19 protein-coding genes and 1 tRNA gene are annotated in these 21,180 nt (G+C 64.5%); 5 read left to right on the top strand and 15 right to left on the bottom strand.

The genetic code is table 11. The annotated features are described in order from the left end of the window. Nucleotides 1-205: 205 nt before the first annotated feature. The 8 genes from ABZ004_RS25035 to ABZ004_RS25000 form a co-directional block, all read right to left on the bottom strand. Nucleotides 206-1,642 (bottom strand): DUF2637 domain-containing protein, encoded by a 1,437-nt coding sequence (locus tag ABZ004_RS25035; protein WP_355683281.1) that lies wholly within the window; start codon nucleotides 1,640-1,642, stop codon nucleotides 206-208. Beyond that, on the bottom strand, nucleotides 1,639-2,346 hold the full coding sequence (locus tag ABZ004_RS25030) for a hypothetical protein (protein WP_355683279.1): 708 nt from the start codon (nucleotides 2,344-2,346) through the stop codon (nucleotides 1,639-1,641). The genes ABZ004_RS25035 and ABZ004_RS25030 overlap by 4 nt, the downstream gene beginning before the upstream one ends. Then, nucleotides 2,346-2,582 carry a hypothetical protein gene (locus tag ABZ004_RS25025; protein WP_355683278.1) on the bottom strand — a complete coding sequence of 79 codons (237 nt, stop codon included), beginning with the start codon at nucleotides 2,580-2,582 and terminating at the stop codon, nucleotides 2,346-2,348. The genes ABZ004_RS25030 and ABZ004_RS25025 overlap by 1 nt, the downstream gene beginning before the upstream one ends. Beyond that, complete coding sequence (locus ABZ004_RS25020) at nucleotides 2,579-4,960, bottom strand: TraM recognition domain-containing protein (RefSeq protein ID WP_355683276.1); 2,382 nt, start codon at nucleotides 4,958-4,960, stop codon at nucleotides 2,579-2,581. The genes ABZ004_RS25025 and ABZ004_RS25020 overlap by 4 nt, the downstream gene beginning before the upstream one ends. Continuing rightward, nucleotides 4,960-5,205: a hypothetical protein gene (locus ABZ004_RS25015; RefSeq protein ID WP_355683274.1), complete on the bottom strand. Its 246-nt coding sequence runs from the start codon at nucleotides 5,203-5,205 to the stop codon at nucleotides 4,960-4,962. The genes ABZ004_RS25020 and ABZ004_RS25015 overlap by 1 nt, the downstream gene beginning before the upstream one ends. Beyond that, nucleotides 5,202-5,711, bottom strand: a complete 510-nt coding sequence (locus tag ABZ004_RS25010) for a Pycsar system effector family protein (RefSeq protein WP_355683272.1) — start codon at nucleotides 5,709-5,711, stop codon at nucleotides 5,202-5,204. The genes ABZ004_RS25015 and ABZ004_RS25010 overlap by 4 nt, the downstream gene beginning before the upstream one ends. Further along, nucleotides 5,708-6,106 (bottom strand): hypothetical protein, encoded by a 399-nt coding sequence (locus ABZ004_RS25005; RefSeq protein ID WP_355683270.1) that lies wholly within the window; start codon nucleotides 6,104-6,106, stop codon nucleotides 5,708-5,710. Before ABZ004_RS25005 ends, ABZ004_RS25010 begins: the two co-directional genes overlap by 4 nt. Before the next feature lie 107 nt (nucleotides 6,107-6,213). Next, nucleotides 6,214-6,459: an excisionase family DNA-binding protein gene (locus ABZ004_RS25000; protein ID WP_355683268.1), complete on the bottom strand. Its 246-nt coding sequence runs from the start codon at nucleotides 6,457-6,459 to the stop codon at nucleotides 6,214-6,216. Nucleotides 6,460-6,595: 136 nt separating this feature from the next. Here ABZ004_RS25000 and ABZ004_RS24995 point away from each other — a divergent pair, with 136 nt between their 5' ends. Further along, nucleotides 6,596-6,973: a winged helix-turn-helix domain-containing protein gene (locus ABZ004_RS24995; RefSeq protein WP_355683266.1), complete on the top strand. Its 378-nt coding sequence runs from the start codon at nucleotides 6,596-6,598 to the stop codon at nucleotides 6,971-6,973. Between the two features lie 168 nt (nucleotides 6,974-7,141). Beyond that, nucleotides 7,142-8,638 carry a helix-turn-helix transcriptional regulator gene (locus tag ABZ004_RS24990; RefSeq protein WP_355683264.1) on the top strand — a complete coding sequence of 499 codons (1,497 nt, stop codon included), beginning with the start codon at nucleotides 7,142-7,144 and terminating at the stop codon, nucleotides 8,636-8,638. 86 nt (nucleotides 8,639-8,724) lie between these two features. Here ABZ004_RS24990 and ABZ004_RS24985 read toward each other — a convergent pair whose 3' ends face one another. The 3 genes from ABZ004_RS24985 to ABZ004_RS24975 form a co-directional block, all read right to left on the bottom strand. Next, nucleotides 8,725-9,867: a hypothetical protein gene (locus tag ABZ004_RS24985; protein ID WP_355683262.1), complete on the bottom strand. Its 1,143-nt coding sequence runs from the start codon at nucleotides 9,865-9,867 to the stop codon at nucleotides 8,725-8,727. A 137-nt stretch (nucleotides 9,868-10,004) separates the two neighbouring features. Further along, nucleotides 10,005-11,378 (bottom strand): hypothetical protein, encoded by a 1,374-nt coding sequence (locus ABZ004_RS24980; RefSeq protein ID WP_355683261.1) that lies wholly within the window; start codon nucleotides 11,376-11,378, stop codon nucleotides 10,005-10,007. A 171-nt stretch (nucleotides 11,379-11,549) separates the two neighbouring features. Beyond that, entirely contained in the window at nucleotides 11,550-12,740 is a 1,191-nt protein-coding gene (locus tag ABZ004_RS24975; RefSeq protein ID WP_355683259.1) for a pentapeptide repeat-containing protein, read from the bottom strand. Between the two features lie 542 nt (nucleotides 12,741-13,282). Here ABZ004_RS24975 and ABZ004_RS24970 point away from each other — a divergent pair. Then, entirely contained in the window at nucleotides 13,283-14,083 is an 801-nt protein-coding gene (locus ABZ004_RS24970; RefSeq protein WP_355683257.1) for a hypothetical protein, read from the top strand. A gap of 225 nt (nucleotides 14,084-14,308) precedes the next feature. Here ABZ004_RS24970 and ABZ004_RS24965 read toward each other — a convergent pair whose 3' ends face one another. The 4 genes from ABZ004_RS24965 to ABZ004_RS24950 form a co-directional block, all read right to left on the bottom strand. Continuing rightward, complete coding sequence (locus ABZ004_RS24965) at nucleotides 14,309-15,190, bottom strand: hypothetical protein (RefSeq protein WP_355683255.1); 882 nt, start codon at nucleotides 15,188-15,190, stop codon at nucleotides 14,309-14,311. 1,447 nt (nucleotides 15,191-16,637) lie between these two features. Next, nucleotides 16,638-17,978, bottom strand: a complete 1,341-nt coding sequence (locus ABZ004_RS24960; protein ID WP_355683253.1) for a tyrosine-type recombinase/integrase — start codon at nucleotides 17,976-17,978, stop codon at nucleotides 16,638-16,640. 158 nt (nucleotides 17,979-18,136) lie between these two features. Then, nucleotides 18,137-18,209, bottom strand: a tRNA-Arg gene (locus tag ABZ004_RS24955). 258 nt (nucleotides 18,210-18,467) lie between these two features. After that, nucleotides 18,468-19,016, bottom strand: a complete 549-nt coding sequence (locus tag ABZ004_RS24950; protein ID WP_355683252.1) for a hypothetical protein — start codon at nucleotides 19,014-19,016, stop codon at nucleotides 18,468-18,470. A 317-nt stretch (nucleotides 19,017-19,333) separates the two neighbouring features. Between ABZ004_RS24950 and ABZ004_RS24945 the strand changes: the two genes are divergently transcribed. After that, nucleotides 19,334-20,221: a hypothetical protein gene (locus ABZ004_RS24945; RefSeq protein ID WP_355683251.1), complete on the top strand. Its 888-nt coding sequence runs from the start codon at nucleotides 19,334-19,336 to the stop codon at nucleotides 20,219-20,221. An 83-nt stretch (nucleotides 20,222-20,304) separates the two neighbouring features. Then, entirely contained in the window at nucleotides 20,305-21,027 is a 723-nt protein-coding gene (locus ABZ004_RS24940; protein WP_355683249.1) for a DUF2993 domain-containing protein, read from the top strand. The last annotated feature ends 153 nt before the right edge of the window (nucleotides 21,028-21,180 follow it).

Raw genomic sequence — 21,180 nt, 5'->3', positions numbered from 1 at the left:
GCCCCGGCCGCCACCGGCGGCCGGTCAGCCGACCGACGACGAACGGAGTCAAGGCTCCACTTGATCGTGATGCATGGGTGTGTATCAACGTTCTTCATCCTGAGGACGACCGCTGAGGGATGGTTGATCGTCGCTGCGTTCTGTGCTGCGGCTGGCTGACTGCTTGCCTTCTGCAGGCAGCTTGTTGTCTGCTGTTCGGGCTTGTTCATCGGCTGTTGCTCATTTCGAGTTCGTGTTCTGCTGCAGGGTTTTCGTCGCGCGCGGTGCTGTCTTCGCTGGTCTCGTCGGGGGTATCCCCGTCGGTGTCGGTCAGCTGGAGCTGGCCCGGGATCTCGCCGGAGGCATCGCCCCCAACCGACGTCGGGTCGGCCGCAGGCTCGACCCACCCAGCCAGCTCGGCGAGCCGCCGGGCCTTCGGGAACCCGCAGTCGAGAACGCGGGTGATCTCCCGCTGGCTCAGCGCCGCACCGCCGTGCTCGGCGTCGGAGACCCGGCGCAGCGCGGCGAGGTCGTCTTCGTCGGAGCGCTTGGTCCGGGCGGCTGCCGGTGCGGCGGCGGTGCTGCCGTGCTCCGCCTCGGTGCGGTGCGGCGGGTGCACCGGTGCGGGTCCGTGCACTGCACCGGTTGGCTGCACTGGTGCAGTGGTTTCGGTGCGGGTGTCTGGCTGCACCGGTGCGGGCCGGAGTGCACCGGCAACCATGCCGACCAACCAGAGCGGCACCGCAGCCTGCTCCGCGCTGTCGTGTTCGCCGGTGGTGCCGGCGGGTGGGGTCAGGCCCAGTGCGGCCGAATCGACCAGCGCCAGCAAGCCGCCTGGGGTGAGCCGGTTGGAGGGAAGCAGAGTCGCCAGCTCGGCGGCTGACAGCAGTCCGTCGCGGATGGTCTGCAGTGCGGCGGTCCGGGCGGCGCGGGCCGAGTCGAGCGGCCAGAGGCGGTGGCTGGGGCAGATCGAGTTCAGCCGCGACGCCATCCGGACGACCTGCTGCACAAGGGCCCGGGCCTCGACCGGGTCATCGGTCCCGGTCCGCGCGAGGTGCAGCCACACGCGGGTGGTGATGATCGGGGAGGTGAACCAGGTCAGCGCGGACAGCTTCGCCCGGGCGGGCTGGGTCAGTTTCAGGTGCAGACGCAGCAGGTGCGCGAGCATCTCAACCAACACCGCGTAGGCCAGCGGCGCCAGCGCATGCGCGAGCGCGTCGGCGATCCCGGTGGCGGTGTCGATGTTCAGCCACACCGTGCCACCGATGAACACATACGTCGTAACCAGCGCACCGGGAATCCGCCAGCCCCTGGTGAGGGCGGCGAGGCGCAGGGATGTGCAGGCGATGATCATGCCGTCGGCAACCAACGGCACCAGCAGGCTGTCGAACCTGGCCGACACGGCACCGAAGGAGCGGGCGCCGCCGATGCCTGCGACTCCGAGCGCGGCAATGATCGCGACCACGATCAGCACCCGACGGCCGGTCCAGCCGCCCCGTTCGATCGATCGGGCGACCGCACGGCCGGTACGGCGGACCAGCAGGGCCGCGCCCACCGCGAGGGCCAGGACGAGGACGAGTCCGGTCAGACCGGCAGCGATCATGGGCCCGGTCAGCTCCGCATCGGACGGGAGCCGACCAGGGAAGGCAGCAAACGCGGTCATCGGTGATCTCCTGCGGTGTCGGGGACGGCGGTCAGGCCGCCGCGACGGCCTGCCCTGATCTGGTCGGGCGTGGGCGCGGGACCGTTGTGGTCGCGGTCGCTGGCCCACCAGGTCACGAACGGGTCGGCATCGGCGGCGAGCGGAACCGCCACGATGGGTTCGCCGGCATCGGTGAGATGGGTCGGCAGATCGCAGCCGGTCGCGTAGAGACCGACCCGGCGCATGACGCCCGGGCGTTGTCGGTCGTGCCAGTCGCCGACGAGCTTGGTCGAGGCCTCCGGGCCTTCGAACGCGAGCGTCCAGGCGTCCATCAGCCACACGAGTTCTTCGACGATGTCGGGGTGCCACAGCCAGCACGGCGGCAATGTCGCCTGCGCGTCGCTGTACCGCAGGTAGACCAGCTGCATCCACGGCAGCAGCTCGGCCAGCACAGCCTCGACCGCTTGACGGTCGTCGGGCAGGGTCAGCCAGGACCGGACCGGTTCGGTCTGCTCCTTGACCTTGCCCGGCGCCGGTTTGCCAAGGGTCTCGGTGAGGCTGTCCACGACCCCCGCCAGGTGAGTCACCGACTGGGCGGTCGCGGCGAGCTTGAGGCCCTTCTTCATCGCCGCCACGTCACGCGCCAGCCCTTCGACGGTCCGGGCCAGGGCGGCGACCGCCGCGATCGCGGCGGTGCCGGGGTCCTGGTGGTCCTCGTGCTTCATCAGTCCTCCCCTTCGCAGTCGTCGGTGTCCTCGTCGTCTTCGGCGTCGGCGATCTCGAAGAAGGCGGCGCCGTCGTCGAACCAGTCGCGCAACTCGGCCGGGTCGATCGCGACCAGTCCGGTCGGGCGGCCTTGCTCGTCGAAGGCCGGGACCGCCCGCAGACCGACCGACTCCAGCTCGCGGCAGCCGTAGTACGCGCGCAGCTCGTCGGCCGCTGAACCGTTCGGCGTCGTCATCGCTTCACCTCGCGGTCCTGCACCCGGCGGGTGCGGTCGCCGAGAGCGGCGCGGGCTTTGCGGGTCGCGGAGTTGAGCCGCAACCGGGCGACCAGCTCGCGCAGCGGGTCGGCAGCTTCCAATCGGGTCAACGCCGCGTCGATGCGACGGGCCAGTCGCCCGCGCGGCGCGCGGCGGTCGGCCGGTGCCGGGTCGATGACCGCTCCCCCGGCGGCGACCTGGGCGTCACCGCTGAGCGGGGCGAGCATCCACGCGCACCGGTCGAGCAACCACTGGCCGACGCCGTCAGCGGCACGTTCGCATGCTGCCGGAAGCCCCTGCGCAGCAGGCAGATTCACGAACCACGCCCGTGCCCGGACGGCGGCCTCGGCGTATCGCTCGGTGCGTACGTCGAGGCGGCGGTAGTGCATCCGGGCCTTGACGATCGCGGGCGGCATGTTGTTGCTGATGACAAGCATCTGCCGGGCCCGCAGCTCGCCGACCTGGCCAGGGGTCAGGACCTGGATCCGGCGTGTCGTCTCCGAACGCGAACCGGTCGCCCGGTCCCGGGTGATCGCCGGTTCGTCGCGCTCGCCGGCCAGCGTCGCCCAGTAGCGCAGGTCGTCATCGTCACCGGTGCCACCGAAGACGATCTTCGTAGCGGTATTGGTCAGCAGTGTGCCGGTGGCGGCGTCGCCGAACCGCTGCCGCATCTGCGCGCGGGACTGGGCCGCGATGTGCAGGCAGATCCCGCGCGAGCCGAAGTCGCCGCTCCACCGGTCGAGGGGGATCAGGCAGATCAGCGCGGCCTCGTCGAGCACCATGGTCAGGAACGGGTCCAACTTGCCGTCCGGCATGCCGGAGGCGATCGCTTCCGCCCGGCGGGCCAGGTCCGCAGTCAGCGCGGTCACCAGGGGCGAGACCTTCTTGTCGTCCTTGCCCAGCAGATACACCGTGCCGTTGTCGGCGAGCAGCTGCTCGACATCGAACTGCTGACCACCCCGGCTCGCCGAAGCGGCGGCGGTCGGGACCGACAGCCAGCTCAGTGCCGGCATGATGCCGGTGCTGATCGACGACTGCGTGTTCGGGTTGTTCTTGAAGAACTGAGTAGCCTCTTGCACCATGCCCGCAGCCGCAGGCCCTGCCATCTTCAGCTCGAACACGACCGTCCGCATCGCTTCCTCGGACGGATGCGCGACCCACTGCTGAACGTCGTACATCGAGTAACCGCCGAGTGCGGCGGCATGGAGCAGCGACTGCAGGGTCTGCTTGGCGAAGCCGTCCCACCGTTCGCCCTCGCTGCCACCGGCGCGGCCGACACCATCGATCAGGTCAGCGGCGCGGTCCATCGCGGTCGCGGCATGCTCGCACCCGTTCAGCGGGTCGAACCGCACGTAGGTGACAGCGTCGTTTGCTTCGAGTTGCCGGGCCAGCTTCGAGCCGGGCTGGATCACACCCGACGGGTCGAAGATCCAGATCGGGTGGCGCTTTGCGCTGCGCCGCCACCACGGGGCACGGCGGATCCGGCGCCGGTAGGTCCGGGCCAGCAGATCGTGCTTGGTCGAGGTCGTGATCAACGCGCCCGGTGCCTCGATGGCGTAGTTCATGATCTGCTGCGTCTTGCCCTTACGCGGGCCACCGAAGGTGATCGTGTGATCCTCAGCTGACGACCACACCCCGAACAGACCGACGCGGGCGATTTTCACGCCCAGCTGCGTCAACGCGACGACCCGGCGCCGCCACCGCGAGACCTCCTGGAGGCTCGGCCGGATCTGCGCGGCCTTGGCGCGCAGCACTCGCGCCGACGCGCCCCGCCACACGTCAAGCGACGACGCCATGCCGTCCGTCTCGCGACCAGCGCGGCCGAGGCGTCGCAGCAGACCCCGGGTACTTGACCGCGTCATCACTACCCGCGCCGCCGTCGCCACCAGCACACCGACGCCGGCCATCAGGGTCAGCCACCAGTAGGCGTGCGCCTCGACCTGCTGCGGCATTGCCTTCAGCAGGAACCCGGCGTAGAGCAGCCACGACGCGAACGTCAGCCCGGCACCGACCGCGCGGTTCAGCGCGACTGCGCCAAGCGAGACCGCCGCCAGCACCGCTGCCGCGATCAGCCAGCCACCCACGCTGCCTGGTGCGCGGGTCGCGGATGCGATCACCCCGGCCAGGCCGAGCCACAACGGCAACGCGATCAGCAGTCCGGAGCCGACCCGCCAGAACAGCAGTGCAGCTGACACCACACCGACACTGCCGACCCCTGCCATCCATGCACCGGCCTGTGTGGCCAGGTCGGACGGCGCCCAATACAGGAGCCCGGCACCGGCCGCGATCGTCGCGGCAGAGCTGGCCGCGAACTTCGGCAGAACAACACCCTCACGGGCACTCGGTCGCCTGTGCATCACCGCGCCTCCTCTTCGTCGCCACCGGAGGTCTGCGCGCCCGATCCGGCGCGATGCTGGTCAACGAGGTCCTTCAAGGACTCCCCGCGCGCGTCAAGATCGGCGATCAGCTCGTCGAAGAACCGTTGCCCCCGGCCCCAATGACCCAGCTCGATCAACTGGCGCCGTGCAGAGGTGTAGGAGATGCCCTCACGGGCCGCGACCTTTCGCGCACCACGGCGGCTGCTCTGATCAGAGCCGCTCATGCCACACCTCCAACCAGCACACCGGCCATCGAGAAAACGGCGCCCAGAATGGCTGCCAGGAACGACACCCGCAGCCACCGGTGCTTCGTCCACGCGATCGCTGCCAGCCGCTTGGCGTGGTGGCTGACGGCCTCCCACGGCTTCGCGACCTCGTACTCGCCGTCAGCGTCGTTGACGATGTGCTGACGCAGCTGCTCGATAGAGCGCAGGCGGACCGCACCGAAGTACAAGAACTCCCCCGGCACCAGTTGGTCTGTCGGCCGGTGCAGACGCGGAATCACGACCAGCAGCGCCGAAGCCAGCGCGACGGCAAGGCCGATCAGCGCCAGGCCGAACAGCACGCGCGCGCCGATCGGCGCGCCATGCGATTGCGTCGTGAGCGTCAACACCACTGCTGCCAGCGCGGTCTCGACCGTCGCCGCGAAACCCGCCTTCGTGTCGGCCTTGTCGATCGCCGAAGCCGCCTGGTCGTGCATCCGCCACGCCAGATCCAGAACGGCGGTCACCGCGACTCACCCGCCCCGACAGCCGCGTCAGGTCGAACGCTGTCGCTATAGGACATGTGCGCCCGGTGGGCTTCCATCGCCTCGTGCGTGATCGCCACGGACTGGACCTCCACCGGGCCGAAACGACGCACAGCGCGGTAGTGACCGAAACCGGTGATCCCGGCCGTCACACCCAGCGACCCTGCTATCTCGTTGACGATCTCAACGTCGGCCGCGTAGTCGTCGCCGCTCGGAAAGATGTTCACCCGCACATCCGGTAACGGCACCTCCGGGTGATCCGCGACAAACGCGGCCAGCTCGAACAAGCCCCGGATCAGTGCCGCTTGGTCAGCCGACACCTCCAACATCCCGAACCGCGGTACCCACTCCGTGCCGGCCTGCACCTCGTCAGTCATGCTGTAGACCTCTCGAACTCGTTGCTGAGTGATGGGAGAACCGGCCCTGTTCTGGTTGGCGCCTCTGCAGGGCCGGTCTGCAATCGTCGAACGCCGCTCTGGCCGGCTCATCCGGTCGCCAGCACTTGCCGCCAGTCGGCGGTATCGATGACGGAACCGCGGTCCACCGCGGCCCCTGCCAGCTCCTCGATCGCGGCCGCTGGGACGCATATGCGTCGGCCCACTCGAACGGCCGGGAACGCGTTCGCAGAGATCGCGCGGTAGATGGTCATTGCCGACAGCCCCAACTCGGCTGCGGTCTCTTCGACCGTGAGCCACGTGCGGGGACGCACCGGCGATGGATCAGTAGCCATGAGGTTCTCCTTGACTCGACTAACTTCGTTCAACCTAGGTCGATCTTGATTAACCTAGGTTAACTTAGATTAACCTAGGTCACTTCTGGAAACAAGGGTCCCCTAGACGCAGACCTAGGTCGATTACGGTTGGGCTATGAATGTGAGCGATGCGGACCCGCGCCCGCCCTACAAGAAGGTCTCCGACGCTCTACGCCAGGCGATCCGCTCAGGGGAGTTGGCGCCAGGTACTCGACTGCCGTCAGGTCGCGAACTGGCCGGCCGATTCGACGTACATGTGATGACCGTGCAGAAGGCCATCGGGGTTCTACAGGACGAGAGTCTGGTCCGCTCAGTCCGGGGCAGCGGGGTGTACGTGACAAGCGAGCAGGAGTGGACTGACAACACAGAAGATGCGCCCCCGGATGACCTTCCGACCCTCAGGGCTGACCTCAGCGCCTTGCAGGATCGAGTAGCGAAGCTGGAGCGACTGCTTGACGCCGCAGAGCATCCCTCGACAGGCAGTCCTGCGTGACAGTCCGGCGTACGCCGCGCTGTCGGTGCCACTCTGCTTCGCCGATTTCTGGTCACAACTAGATTCAACTCAAGTTGCCGTCACTATCCGAGAGCACCTGCGCGGCACGTACTAGGCATCGACTAGGCATCTTCACCAACTGAGCCGAGAACCCCGGAGAATGTCCTCATGGCAGCGGCACGGCAACCAAGCAGACCGAACACCAAGCTCTACAACCTCCGAGATGCGAGGGGGGAGAGTCAGGAAGACGTCGCGGATGCCTTGAACCGACTGGCTGCGGCCCGAGGCCGGACGACCGCGGTTGCCGGAAACCACGTCAGCCGCTGGGAGCGGGGAGCAAACTACCCATCACCTCTCTACAGACAATTGCTCGCCGAGCACTTCGAGGTTGCCGTCGCCGAACTCGGCCTGGTACGGCAGCGATCAGTCGCGACCGGCCGCCCGGGGCCGATGGTGGGCGCAGCCGCCGACTTCCTCGTTTTCAGCGACGGCGAGCCTGACGAAGACCCTGACGTCGTCGCTAGCAAAGAAGAGTGGCTGTTGGCTCGCAAACAGATCAACGCCTTCCACACACCGTTAATGCACGCGGCAGCGCAGCTCTATCCGGAAGCCGTACGCGTCGGCTCGACCGGACTCCTCGCAGACCCAACCTGGATCATCGACGGCCCACTAATCGACCTAGCCGAAGTAAAGATCGATATCGACGACACTGCCGCCCTGCCCCTCATCGACGGCACCGGCGCAGAGTCACTTGCGGTCCGGCCGCTTCGGTCGGCGAGCGAACGTTACGAGCGCTACAGCCAAGCTGTCCGCGATGTAGCTCGCCCTCGCCTGTTCGAGAATCGACCATCCTGGCGACTGACGGCGGCCACGTTCGACGAAGGAGCCGCGCGACTGTCCTTCGGGGATATGACCTACTTCGACGCGATGGATGTTTGTGAGGCGATCGCTCACGAGACTGCTGCCGGCTTAGTGGTTAACGGGACTTCCGTCGCCGCGCCGACGATGCGGGGCCTTAAGCTCCGTCAGGCTGTCGGTGACCCGTTTGACCTCACCCGGCGCGCGCAGATCATGTCTATCAACACGCTCACCATCCGCCTGGATAAGGCGGGCGTCGGCACCGTCATCCTTCACAATCGGAGCGCCGCGAACGTTGCCACGTCCGGCGGCATCGTCGGCGTCATGCCTGCCGGAGTGTTCCAGCCGTCCACGGTTCGCGGCGGACTGCGCGGCAACGACTTCGACCTCTGGCGCAACATCATGCGCGAGTATTCCGAGGAGTACCTCGGCAACGCCGAACATGCTGGCGACGGCTACGGCGCCGACTACACGACCGAGCCTTTCTTGTCGCTTGAGCAAGCCCGGGCGGAAGGCACCCTCCGAATCTTCTGCGCCGGCCTGGCTCTGGGCGCTCTCGATCTCTGGGCCGGACTTGAAACGATCGCCGTCATCGACGCCGAGGTCTTCGACTCAATCTTTGCCGGCATGGTCGACGCCAACGACGAGGGCACAGTCATGCGGATCGGCGCGGCCGTCCCGACAGTGCATGTCCCCTTCACTGAGCAAGTGATCGACGAGCTGGACGCAACAGGTCGGCTGGCGCCCGAGACGACGTTTAGCTTGAGAACAGCATGGGCGCACCGATCACAACTACTGACACGGTGATCGCCAGCAGTTACGACAGCGGCGGCGATCTGCGACGGCAGCAGGCCGCTCCGACCGCCGCCTAACAGTGCTCTGGACCGGCTTGATCACGTCGCCGGGCGAGAGCCACTAGCAGCGTCGATCAGCTCATCCCACCACGCGAGTAGGGCTCCGCGGGCGATGTACTCGAACGTCGAAAGCAGCATCGGCGTTTCCTTGGCGGCCCAAATAGCGCCGTTGCTCCCGCTGTTCAGACCATAGGGAACCTCTTGGATCGCGTTCGGTCCCTCGATGCCCGGACGCTCGCACATCGGCATCGGGAACGGCTTCCCGGCATGTAGAGCCTGAGACCGGTGCTCATAGATCTTCCCGGCGTGTTGGCGGATCTTGGTCCAGTCCAGTGGCGAGAACTGCGGGCGTATTTCCGGAGGCTCTGGCGCGCAGTCAGCCAGGAAGTCCCTGAACGCTCTGGCCGCCCTTATCTGCGGTGCTAGGAGATATGCGACGCTCTGCCTGACGGGATCATCAGCTGGCTCGATCGCAGTCCACAGCTCCTCCCAGACATCCTTGAGCAGGGCCACCGCGTCCACCTCGGACAACTGGCGGGCTTTCGCCGCTATCTCGACGGCGGTGACCAGTTGGAGCCAGGCGAGGTTTGGGTCCTCGTTCGCCCACCACAGCCCACTCGCGTAAGAGCGAGCTGCTCGGACTAGTTCGACCTGAGCGCCCTCCGCAAGCGACGGGAAAGACACCAATCGGTCCAGATCGTCGAGATTGGTCGAACGTTGGACTGCTGCAGGAATCAGATCATCGCCTCGACCAGGACGGGTCAGACGCGGCACCTCAAAGAGCATGGGAAGGCGGCCCGGGTCATCGTCAGGCTGGTGAATCCCGGACAGGCGGGCCGTGCCCGCGACTCTCAACCTGACTCCCATGATGAGGGACACAAGAGCGGCGACCTCGTCACTCATCGTTCCCCCGTGATAAGCGGTGGAGTCAGGCTTTGCCAGCTTCCCGTTAATAACAACGTCTGGAATCAGACTGACGTGCACCCCTCCGTGGAGCACCAGCGCCAGTCCAACATCTTGGGTCGCAGGCACCTCTCGATGGACTGCCGACAGTCTAAAAGGACCGAAGTCCCTCGCTCCCCCGGCGAATTCGACATCGGAATGCAGTTCATCGTCGTAGTTCTCGCCCTCGGGTTCACCCGCATCGAACCCCTGCCAGTTCTTCCAAGCGTCAGTGCCCATGCTCGGATCATGCAACATAGGCGCGACCGCGCGACACCTCGGACGTCAACGGCTTGATCACGCGTGCCGAAAGGGCCGAGTCTCGGCCTCTACTTCGTGCCAGGCCTCCTACCTGTAAACCTCCGCCGTCAGCTCGCCTAACGAGTCGGCAAAGTTAGCCCATCCCAGTCCGGGGGCCATGATCGTGCCGGATCCGCGGTCCAGGCAACAGCCTCTCGCAGGCCCTGACGAACGATGTCCTCGATTGCCTGCACGAACTCGACCAGCGACACGACCGAGCCACAGACGACGAGATCGCTGGACTTCGGCGATTCGCCATGAACGATCTTGCTTCGAACGTTGTAGGCGGACCTCATAGTCTCGAAGACATCCCGACGGCCCATCCCAAGCTGCTCGGGCTTGCAGAATGCGGCAGCCCGAAGGGCGAGGCGGAAGCTCAGCTCGTTGTACCCAGCGTCGGAAAGATAGAGCGCTTCGGCCGCCACCAGGACATCCACCAGTTCGTCCTCAAGGCGTTCACGCCCAGCCTGGTAACTCAGACGGCGCAGGGCCAGCGCCAACGCCTTGTTCAGGTTGGGGCGACTCAGGCGCAGCCAGACGTCACGCAGCTCAGCCGTCTTTGTACCGTCCAGACACAAGCTACGCGAAACCTGTGCCCGCGTGACATCAGCCGGGGAATAGCTGGTCCATCCCCCAAGCGGGTTGTGTGTCTCGCGGCTCAACCGGCCGGCGACTGCAACGGGCTCAGGGAAGAGCAGCGCAAGGGTGTTCTGCAATCTCTCTGCGTGCACGCGCAATCGATGTTCCAACTCGTTGTGTTGCTCAGCCGACTGCATCGCGCCGCCAACGATCTTCGGCACGCGATAGCGATGACGCATGCACGCCGACCTAGTGTCCTCGTCGGTCAGGATCTGAGTACGCCCAAAGGACAACGGAACGAGACCACCTTCTAATGCCGCGGTGAGCTCCTCGTCCGACATCAAGTCGAGCTCCAGATCTTGCTCCAATGTGATCGGGAAGAGATCACTCCACAGACCCGGAACCGGCCACACGACCGATTGCTCCAGTTCGGTCGCCGCTAGAAAGTCGTCAAGTTTCTGATAACGCCGTGCAAATGCGGCGTCGAAGTCCTCGACCTCATCGGGTCGAGGTAAAACGAGGCGCCCAGCACGCTCGCTGTCGAAGCGTGTAAAGCCCATCGGGGTTCCGACCAAGGCGTTCAGCTGACATAGCAGCCGATCATCTTGTTTGAACGCCGACTCGACGGCACGCCAGGTCGCAGTGCGCATCAGTTGATTGACGGCGTCGTGGCCCCAGACCCGAACCGCGTGATCACCGTGCCGGAATATGCCGTCGTCACCACGCTTCCACCGTCTGGGATCAATCGAGTCCTCGGGCCGAGTGCCGGAAAGACTTGCGATCGCCTGGCTCGCCCAGTCATAGAAGGCGGCGCGCAGTCCAGGGAAAGCTTCATCCCCGTTCGCTGCGTCAGCGGTTGATTTCTCGGCCATGTCCGATCTCCCCCACAGTCACACGTTCCCTCGTCCGCAGCAAGCGTAGACCGGTCGTGACACGGCTCGTGAGACGAACTGGCATCAACCAGCGCTGATAGCCGCTGTCATGGAAACCTCAACCGATACCGCTGACGACTGAAAGGCCCGGTGAGACCGCAGCATCCAGCCTCACGCCGGTGCGCCCGACCCAGCTGACGAGCTTGTTGGCGGGGTCGGACCCCAGACCACGTTCTCAGGTTTCGCGAACTCTGCGGCACCAACGGCGGTGCTCACGTCGGCAAAGCTGGCGTTACGAAAGCTTGTCACGTTGCTGGAGAACCTTGCATGCCGAAAGTCGGTTTCGTCAGTAAAATTGGCATCATCAAAGTTGGTCTCCTTGCTAGAGAACCTCGCCCGTTCAAAGGTGGCGGTGCCGGAGATCTTGACCGCCGCGAAACTGGTGCGCTTGCCTCCGAATCTCGCGCCACAGAAATCCGCCTCGGGGCCGGCGAACCTGGCACCCGCGAAACTAATGGTCGCGCAGCGTGAGAACCTGGCACCCGCAAAGCTGGTGGAACCAGAAAACATCGCTTCATCGAAGTTCGTACTGCCGGCACGGAATCTCGCGCCCTCGAAAGACGTATACCGCCCGTGGAACTCTGCCCCCCAGAAGTTGGTTCCCGGCCCAACGAACGTCGCATAGGCGAAACTGGTAGCCATACCCGCGAATCTTGCACCGTCATACGACACGTCGGGCAGCGTGGCGCCAGTGAAGTCAAAGGTCAGATCACTCCAGCTAACCTGCGCGTCCGGTACGAGATGTCCGCGAATAGTCCAGCTGATCATGCTCCGGACCTGCCTCTCTCCTGAGCGAAATGTTGTGGTCCGGGTGCGCTGTACTCTTCCCTCCGCATATTGCCGTTGTTCGACGAGCGTCTGGGCGTATCCAGAGTCTGGCTCGCCAGCGTAGGGCAGACGAAGATAGCCACACAGGACGTCGATACATTGCTGCCGCTGGGCCTCCCACTCATCCGCCAGGGCGGCCATGGCATAGACGCCGGCGAGGCGGACCGCAGCCTGTTCTCCACCGAGCTGGGCTGCGGCGGCTCCAAAGCGCTCGGTAAATAGACGGACCTGGTCGCGGCGACCAGCCTCATCGCGCTCCAAGTGCTGCTGCCTGCGATAGTTCACCACCAACGCGACCGCGGCACCGATGGCCGCGACCACTGCCAAAGCGACTTTCAGGACATCGACCTGGGACGCGGCATCACCGAAATGATCCCACGGCCAGCGCCTCGCCAGCACCCAGGCAACTCCTGTCCAGGCAAGTCCGGCCAGCAACAAGAGCGACACGGTGGTGAAGGCTGTCCAGAGCGGCAATCCGCGACTGTGCCTGGGTCTCTGCGCCCCCCTCGCATGACGGCGCCCTCGAAGAGTGACCTCACGCCATCGTTTCCCAGTCATACATCCCCCCGCCGATCGGATCTCCTGTACCCACCACATCGGTGTATGGGCGACCAGCGTTAGCTTGGAACCCCATCGAGGAGATCTCACCCTCGGCAGGGTGGCGCGCGCTCAGCGCTGACAGGCCGCTTTGCAGCTTGGTCCGCACAAGGGGCTTGGGGTGGCGCTCGATTCGTCGATAGCCGGATCGATCGAACTCACCAAGGCAAGCGCAAGCTCCCGCGCCCTCGCTGACCTTCTTGACTACCGCGTAGGGCGCCAAGCGCGCAGCCGATCGGGTCGAAGTGCATCCGGGCGCCCTACGCCCCCACCCGCTCAGAGCGGTCGCCGGGTCGTCCGCCCGAACGGCAGCTCCCCATGACACCTCAACGGGCGTAGGTCGTGCGCGCTAGCCAGCGTCTCGCAACTCGCGAGGCCAATAGCGGCGCGACCGACGTCGCGAGGTCTAGCCTTCGACGGTGAAGAACTTCGTCAACAGGCGCGCTACGAGCATCAACGTGCTGTTGGGCGCGGCTGTCGTGTTCGTGGTACTCCGCACCTGGCTGCTGCATACGCCTGAGGTGTTCTCCTACGGGTCTGAAATCAGCGAGGTCGTCTACGACGCGTGCCTGGCTTACGCCACCGCCTGGCTGTTTCAGTGGCTGGTCATCGTGCGGCCCGAAGGACGCGAGCGCGAGCGACTACATGAAGTCATTGCGCCGCGGATCGACCACGTTGTGAAGCTTGGCATCGAACTCGGGTCAGTGATCAGAACACAAGGGGGACTGGCGCCAGCATTCCCAGTGCCTCGGCCTGAAGTGGAGTCCATCCTTACGGCGACCAACCCACGAGACGACGCCCCGGGCTGGCTCGCAGATTGGCATCAAGTCCTCGATGAGCTCTCGGCAGAGGCCGCCGTCCAGCGGTCGGCTCTCAAGCCCTTCTACGCAAAACTGGACCACCGGTTGCTCACCCTACTGGAGCTAGAGGAAGCCCGGATGGCGCTGCTTGCCCGCGTGGGACGAGCGAGCGCGGTAGTAACCTGGGAAAGCATGGAGCGGTTCGTAGCCCCAGTGGCGGACTGGCTGGATGCTGCCGAGGCTCTGCGTCAGTACCGGATTACAGACCTAGCACCTAAGCGGCCTACTCCAGAACTCGACTCGAGCAGGTTCGAGTTCCAGCGTGTGCCAATTAGTGAGATGGCAAAGATGCGGCGCGACATCGACGAACTAGTCGGTGGCCTCACCGACGAGGATCCGACGTCTGGACGGAACGCCTGAGGTTGCTCCAACCCGCGATCTGTGAGCACCGTATCGCGTCGAACCCGCCGACACAGAGACGGCTCTGATGCGCCCACGTCCGCTGACGCCGGAACGAGAGATGCGCGGTGAGCGCAGGCGACACTCTTGGCCACAAGCTCACCGTCTCCAACCGATCGCCCAGCGAATTCCAGCTCAAGCCCAAGACCAGATAGTTTCCAAGCGGCCCACCGAACGGGCGTAGAGCTACCTCTCACCGATAGTCGTAAAATAGACCTGGAGCTCGCGGTGTCGGAACTGGGTTGCGGTTCCAGACAGACGAACCAGTCCGGCATCATATGCCCAATCGAGAAAACGAGCCGGGCGCAGCGGAAATTGCTTCCTTCGCGCGAGATAGAGAACTGCAAGGGCGTAATAGATGAGCCACGGCCGAGCCACACTCAGCAGGAATACGATAAGGCCAACAAAGGCCGCGATGATCACGCTACTCAGCAGCCCGAGAAACACGGCTTCCAGCGGGCCCCTCGTGTGGTAGACCAGCGTAAGGATGCAAAAAAGTAGCGCCACGGCGAGTCCAATGATCACTCCTCGCCGAATGGATTTGCGGATTGGTTGACCAAACGCCTCGCTGGGTACTGATACCCAGTCGCGCGTGACCGAAAGTTCTGTGACCGCGAGGGCCGTACCAGCCAACACGCCGAACGCGATCGACGCCCCAAGCGAGGCACCCTTAACGGGATCGGGTGCGTCGCGGTTCATCCAGCGGAACACTGCCAATAGAACTACTGGGAATGCAAAGCCTCCACAGAACGTGGCAACCGTCCGCCCAAGTCCGCGCCATGTAGAGAGCGCTTTGAACTCCACGCGAGTCAGGGGCGACGACTTTGCGATCCACTGCCGGATGCCAAGAATCGACCAGGAAACTAGGACGACTGAGGCGATACCCAAGACCAAAAGCGCGTTCAGAGGGTGCGGCTCAAACAAGGCAGGAACGCATAGCGGTAATCCGATTAACAGCGACAAGATCGCCGCAACTTGCAGATGAATCGTACGCCCAGGACGGCGTCCAATAGTGCGCCAAAGGTCGTGCAGGTAGAAGTCAGTGCCAGAGCGGCCAGAATTGGCCATGCGAGAAAGATGACAACCCAGAGTGTGCAGCCATGCCGCAACCTCTGCCGCATTGTATCGCGACTGCTCTGGTAATGCATGATGCGAAATCACAGCTGGGACGAGCTGAGTCAGGAGGTGGTCATGGAGTGATCGGCGGTCCATAGCACATAGCTCCGATGGCCCGCTATCGGGATCCGCATATACGGTGACAGCCAGGTATAGATTTAAGGGAGAAGTGAGGCACCCGGCCAGCCTGCCATTTGGACGGTCGCGAAGAGTGGACGCTACCCTATGCCACCTTCTTTGCAATCCGCCAGTCTGTGACTCGTCCGGGAATCGATGTGTCAACCAAGCGATGACAGCTTCTATCTCAAGAGCATTGACCGAAACGACGGTTGCGTCCTGAAGTGGCTCCGTCGACTGAATTGGGCGCTTGTAATGGTAGGTGCGACAGACAAGGATGAGCGGCGGCGGTACGGCCCCGACCGGAAGATTCAGTGCAGCAATGACCTGCCGTGCCCGGGTCGCGCTACTAGGATCAGTGTCCATCTCATCCAAGCCGTCGAGCACTGGAAGGATCCAACCGCCACCAAGCAGCGCCGTAGCTACCGACTTTTCAACGCCATAGACGTCGACCAACTGTCGGACGATCCAGGCGTCTAGGTCCGCTCGAACTCCTAGAGGTGCATGGGCCTCTGTCGTAAACGCGGGGAGACTAAGCCTCACCGGAACCCGAATCGCCGCCCGCCTGCTTGAGTCATGCGCATTCAGCATTGCACACGAGGCGAGGTCGAGCAGTAGGCGCAGAGCGAGGACTGTCTTGCCGGCGCCCGGTTCTCCAACTATGACTAGGCGCCCTCTGTGCAGGCTTGCATAGTACGTCTCGATGGTGCTTAGCGAACCGGCCTCCGACCCCTGGTCGCTGCGCCATGTAAGCGCTGCAGCCTCCTTGCGCCCGAAGCCAAGATCCGCGGGTCGTGGTTCCCCAGTATCTCCAAGCAACTGGAGCAGGGCCCGAGCCGTCGACGTAGTGACCAGGCCCGAGATATCCCGAGCGCTTCTTTCAAGGGCGGCCTCATCGAGAGCCTTGGGTTTATGGCGAACGCCGAGAACCCCGATTACAGTTCCGATGACGGTGAAGGGCAATGCCATGACATTTGCGATCCCGGCGCCATCATCCTTGCTTGTCTTCCCAAGCAGCCAGAAGGTCGTCATCGCTAGACCTAGCAAGACCAACGTAACTCCGCCGACGACCAAGATGGTCCGCCGCCAAGACGAGAATTGGGAGCTCAAGACTTACTCGTCCTCTCGACTCGCGGTCGGCACACGATACCCTCTGAGCGCGGGAGCGAGATGACGCCGATCAAGGCTGGTGCAGCCATCGCAGTGGCCACAGATTCGAGTGCCGCGGCCGAGTGATCGTACTGGGCGCTCAGGCGCCGCGGTAGAGGGTTGCCTCCGCCACCTACACCACAGATGCTCGCTTGCCGCGGCTTGCCTCTACCAGGCCGTCGGCCTTGAGCATAGCTATGGCTCGGTTGACGGTCCCGGCCGAAACCTTGTGCCTCTCGGCCAGCTGGGTGGTCGTGGGCAACGGGTCACCGGATGAGTACGTTCCATTCGAGATCGCGGCGCGGAGCTCGGCCGCCAGGACCTCGTAAGGACTTTGCGGGGTGCGCAGGTTGGGGTTGGGACGCGGTATCAAGTCGGCGAGGACGCCGGCTGCGGCCTTGTCGACCTTTTCTGACCACGCGGAGTAGAAACGAAGTGTGGTCGCTCCGCCGCTGCCGTGCCCCAATCGACCCGAGACGATCCTGAGGTCTACACCACTGTTCAGTAGTTCGGTCGCCGAATAGTGGCGGATGGAGTGGAGGCGTCTGCTCCTGAGGTTGTTGCGGATCGCCGCTCGGCGGTAGCGACTGGTCACGCTGTCTGGTCGCATCGGGCGGGAGAAGTCCGGCGTTGTCGAGAAGACGAAACTTGAGGGTTGCAGCTCCGTTCCCAGTGCCTTGCACTGCTCACTCGCCGCCTGCTGGTGTGCCTGCAGTATCTCCACGGTGAACGGGTCTAGGCCGATCTTCCTCTTCTGGCCCGACTTCGTGCCCTTCTCCTCGATCTCCCCGTCCTCGTTCTCGTCAGCGGCGCGCTCGATCATTACCGTGCCGCGTGCGAGATCGACATCCGACCATCGCAGTACACACACCTCGCCGCGCCGGGCGCCGGTGATCATGACGAGCCAGAGCAGGGCACCCCATGCCAGGTCTCGCCAGGCGTCATTGAGCACCGCTGCGATTTCTTCAGGCGACGGCGGGTCAGGCTCTGGCCGTTTGAAGCTTGGTGGCTGCGCGAGCGCTGCAACGTTCACGTGTACGTAGTTGTAGCGCACGGCTACATCGGTCGCTGCGCGAAGCATGAAGTGCATAGAGCGGATCGAGCTGTTCGAAAGGCCCTTGCATTCGTGGTCTTTGGACCCTCCGTTGCAGAGCTTCTTACATCGTCGCAGCGCGGCGTAGAACCTCTCCAGGTCTTCGGCGGTCAGCTTGCTCAGCTGTGTTGAGCCGAACTTCGGGTCGAGGTAGTCGCGTAGCAACTGCATCAGCCGCTTACGGGTGGAGCGCTCATGCTCGGCGACCTCGAACCACTTGTCGATGGTTTGCCGCACGGTGATCGAGCTGCGCGGCTGGCGCTGTTCGTCCACTTGGTTGAGGAGCTTGGTGACCAGCTTCTCGGCCTCCTTCTCGGAGGCTGCGGCTTCGCGCAGGTACCTGGGCTTGCCTGTGAAGGTGTCCTTGCCGGCGTAGACCACAGCCCGGAAGGTGCCACCCGGGCGGGGTTCAACGTATCCCCGTGCTCGTCTCTGCCGCGCCATGAATCGAATCCTAGAACCGATTCATCCCCGAAAGCATCCCCAGCGGCCTTTCGGCACCCCACCCTCGAAACCTATTTCCGCAGGTCAGGAAGGGGTGCCCCCGGCAGGATTCGAACCTGCGGCACATGGTTTAGGAAACCACTGCTCTATCCCCTGAGCTACGGGGGCGCAACCCGCCGAAGCATAGCGTAATCGGACCTCGAGCGACGCCTGATGAGGGGGCCGTGGGGTCGCGGGAGGCGGTCGACAGCTGCAGGGTTTGAGGGTGATATCAGCAGCGGCCAGGCGGACGATTGAAGGCGCACTCCCACCAGCGCAACACTCCGCGAGCGTCTCGATAGTGCTCCCACGCCACCCTGGATTCGGTTCAAGCGCGGGAACCGTCAAAGGGCTCGAGGTCGGGCACGCCGTAGTGTGCCCGACCTATCAGACCTTGGCTCGCCTTGGACGACTTCTCTTGGCGGGCTGCCTTGGAGCTTTGGCCTCGACAACTTCAGGTGGTTCGCCGGCCTTGAGATGAACGACCAGATCGTTCTGGTGTTCAGTTTTCGCAGTGAGCATGAGCCGCGCGAGGTCGGAGGGCCGAACCTTGGTCCCTGCTTGGACGAGCTGAGAGACCCGCTGGTGGGATACGCCGAGGAGCTTGCTCACGTCTCGGACCGGCACCTTCGCATCCGCCAAAGCCGAGGCGAATTCACGCGCCAGATCTGCGACAAGCTCCTCGAGCTGCTTCGCATGTCTGCGGAGTTCGTCGACGAGCACCATCGTCTCGAGCACGTCCTGGCCAGCCACCTCGATCGTAGAAATCGAGACAGCCACCTGCGAGAGAGGGACATCGAGCGTCACCGCGATGTATTCACGCGCCATCTTCTCCACCTCATCGAGGCGGCGCGCTTGGGTCAGGCCGTCCAGCTCAGGAACCTCGATCATCCACCAGCGCCCCTCGCGGGCAACCCTCACCTCATAGCTCTTCATCAGTCCTTCCCCTCACGCTCAGCAAGCGCGTTGCTGACCTTCCGCACAACGCCGGCCGAGATAGTCCTGTGCCCGTCGGGCAATCTGAACGAGTGATGACCGCAGGAACACTCGCAGACGCTGTGTGATCCCTCCGTGCGGACTCGCCTCCAGCCAGCATCCTTGAAGGGCTTGACGACTGGGCGGGGACGTCGGGGTGAATTCGCGGAAAGATATCGCCGGAATCTGCTTGCTGGTGTTTGCATAGTGACGGATTCCGAAGCGTTGACGGGGGTATTTGGGGTTCGGATAATGCGCGGCAGGGGGAAGGGGAACAAATGGCGGAGAACGCGCCACTGCGGTGGCGGCGGTCGAAGATGTTCTGGAAGGATCCGCGACAGGCCTGGATCGAGGCGGAGATCGCCGAACTCCGGCTGGAGGTCGAGCGGGACGGCGACCGGTCGGCCGCCCGGTCGCTCATCAAGCAAGCAGAAAAGGCGTGTGAGCGGCTCGACATGGAGACCGCCTGGCACCACTTCCACTGCGCCCAGCAGGAGCTGATCGCGGAGTACGGGCTCGACGAATTGAAACTGCACGCCACTTTGCTGCTGGCCGAGATCGACGAACCGGGCCGGCTACCACAATGGCGGGTGAAGGCGGTCAAACAAGCGTTGCCTGATTCTGCGTCGTCCTGGCGGGAATCGGAGCTGGCGTCGCTGCGTGAGTCGGTCGGTGCGGCGATGAAGATCCGGAACGAAGGAATCTCAAACGATTACTGGCGGCTGGCGATCGTCCGGCATTATCAGCAATTGCTGATCCTCATCGGAGGTCCGGTGCTGCTCGCCGTGATCGTGATCCTGGCGACGTACTCCGGCCGGATCGGCACCAAGGAATGGGCCGCCGGCCCGTTCCTCTGCATCCTGTCGGCGCTGCTCGGCGTACTGGGAGCGGTGATCAGCGCGGCCAAGCGATCGACGGGAATTATGCCTGAGCATGTGCTGGCGCAGCTCGGTTCCAATGTCTCGTCGTTGTCGAGGATTCCGATCGGTGGGGTGGCCGGGTTGACTGTGTGGCTGTTCTCGATCGCGACGGCGGAGACGGCGAGTGTCAATGCGGCGAACTTGCTGCTGGCGGCGTTCGGTGCTGGGTTCGCTGAGCGGTTGATCGTCCAGGGGCAGCCGAGCGAGGCGAGCGATCAGGACTCACGGCGTACCGCCATCAAATAGGAGCTGAGCGTTGCTGGATAGGCTCACGCCATGACGACTGCCTGCCGCCTGGATCTGCCGACGCCGATGCCCGGGAGATCCAGATGAGCCCCAAGAAGCGTCACCGGGGGCTGAAGGCGCTCCTGATCATCGTGGTGCTGCTGGCCGGGGTGCTGATCGTCGTGGATCGCGTGGGCGAGTCGCTGGCGGAGGATCAGCTGGCGAAGGTGGCGGCGACAGAGGCCGCCCGGTACGACGTACGCTCGTCCGACACGTCGGCGGAGATCGGCGGGTTCGCCTTCTTGCCGCAGGTCGTCAGAGGCGATTTCTCCAAGATCACGGTGACGATGCAGCGGCCGTCGTTCTCGTCGGTCGTGGCCGAGGATCTCACCGCGGACATGAGCGGAATCCATGTCCCGCGCGAGTTGCTGACCGGTGGGAGTGGGGTCGTCACCGTCGACACCACCGACGTACGGCTTCGGATGTCGCCGGCCGCGCTCACGAAGTTGACCGCGCGGGCCAGCGGGATCGAAGGGTTGTCGCTGAAGATCTCCGCAGGAAAGTTGCTGGCGAATCTGCAGGTGCGTGGTGTCGACGCGACTGCGACCGTGCGGCCGCAGGTGGCGGCCGGCCGGATCCGGCTGGTGGTCGAGCAACTTCCGGACGAAGTACCGTCGGTGATCCGCCGGGCGGTGACCTCATCGCTGGCGCAGGGCATCGCTCTCCCCCGCCTCCCCTTCGGCGCCACCCTGAAGGAAGCCGGCATCGAGGGCCAGTCGATCGTCCTCATCGCCACCGCGTCCAACCTCCGCCTCAACGAACGCTGAACCAAGCGCACGTACGAGGATCAATACCAGCGGGCGCGGCAGGCCGTTTATGTCGTTCGGCCGGCCAGGGCGTTGATGGTGGTGGCTACCTGGGTGGGGGCTGAGATGAGGGTCAGATGTCCGGCGTTGGGGATGAGGGTGGGGGGTGGGGCG

Origin of the sequence: Kribbella sp. NPDC006257 (genome assembly GCF_040613535.1) — a bacterium.
Classification (GTDB): domain Bacteria; phylum Actinomycetota; class Actinomycetes; order Propionibacteriales; family Kribbellaceae; genus Kribbella.
This window is presented reverse-complemented; position numbering and strand designations above follow the sequence as displayed.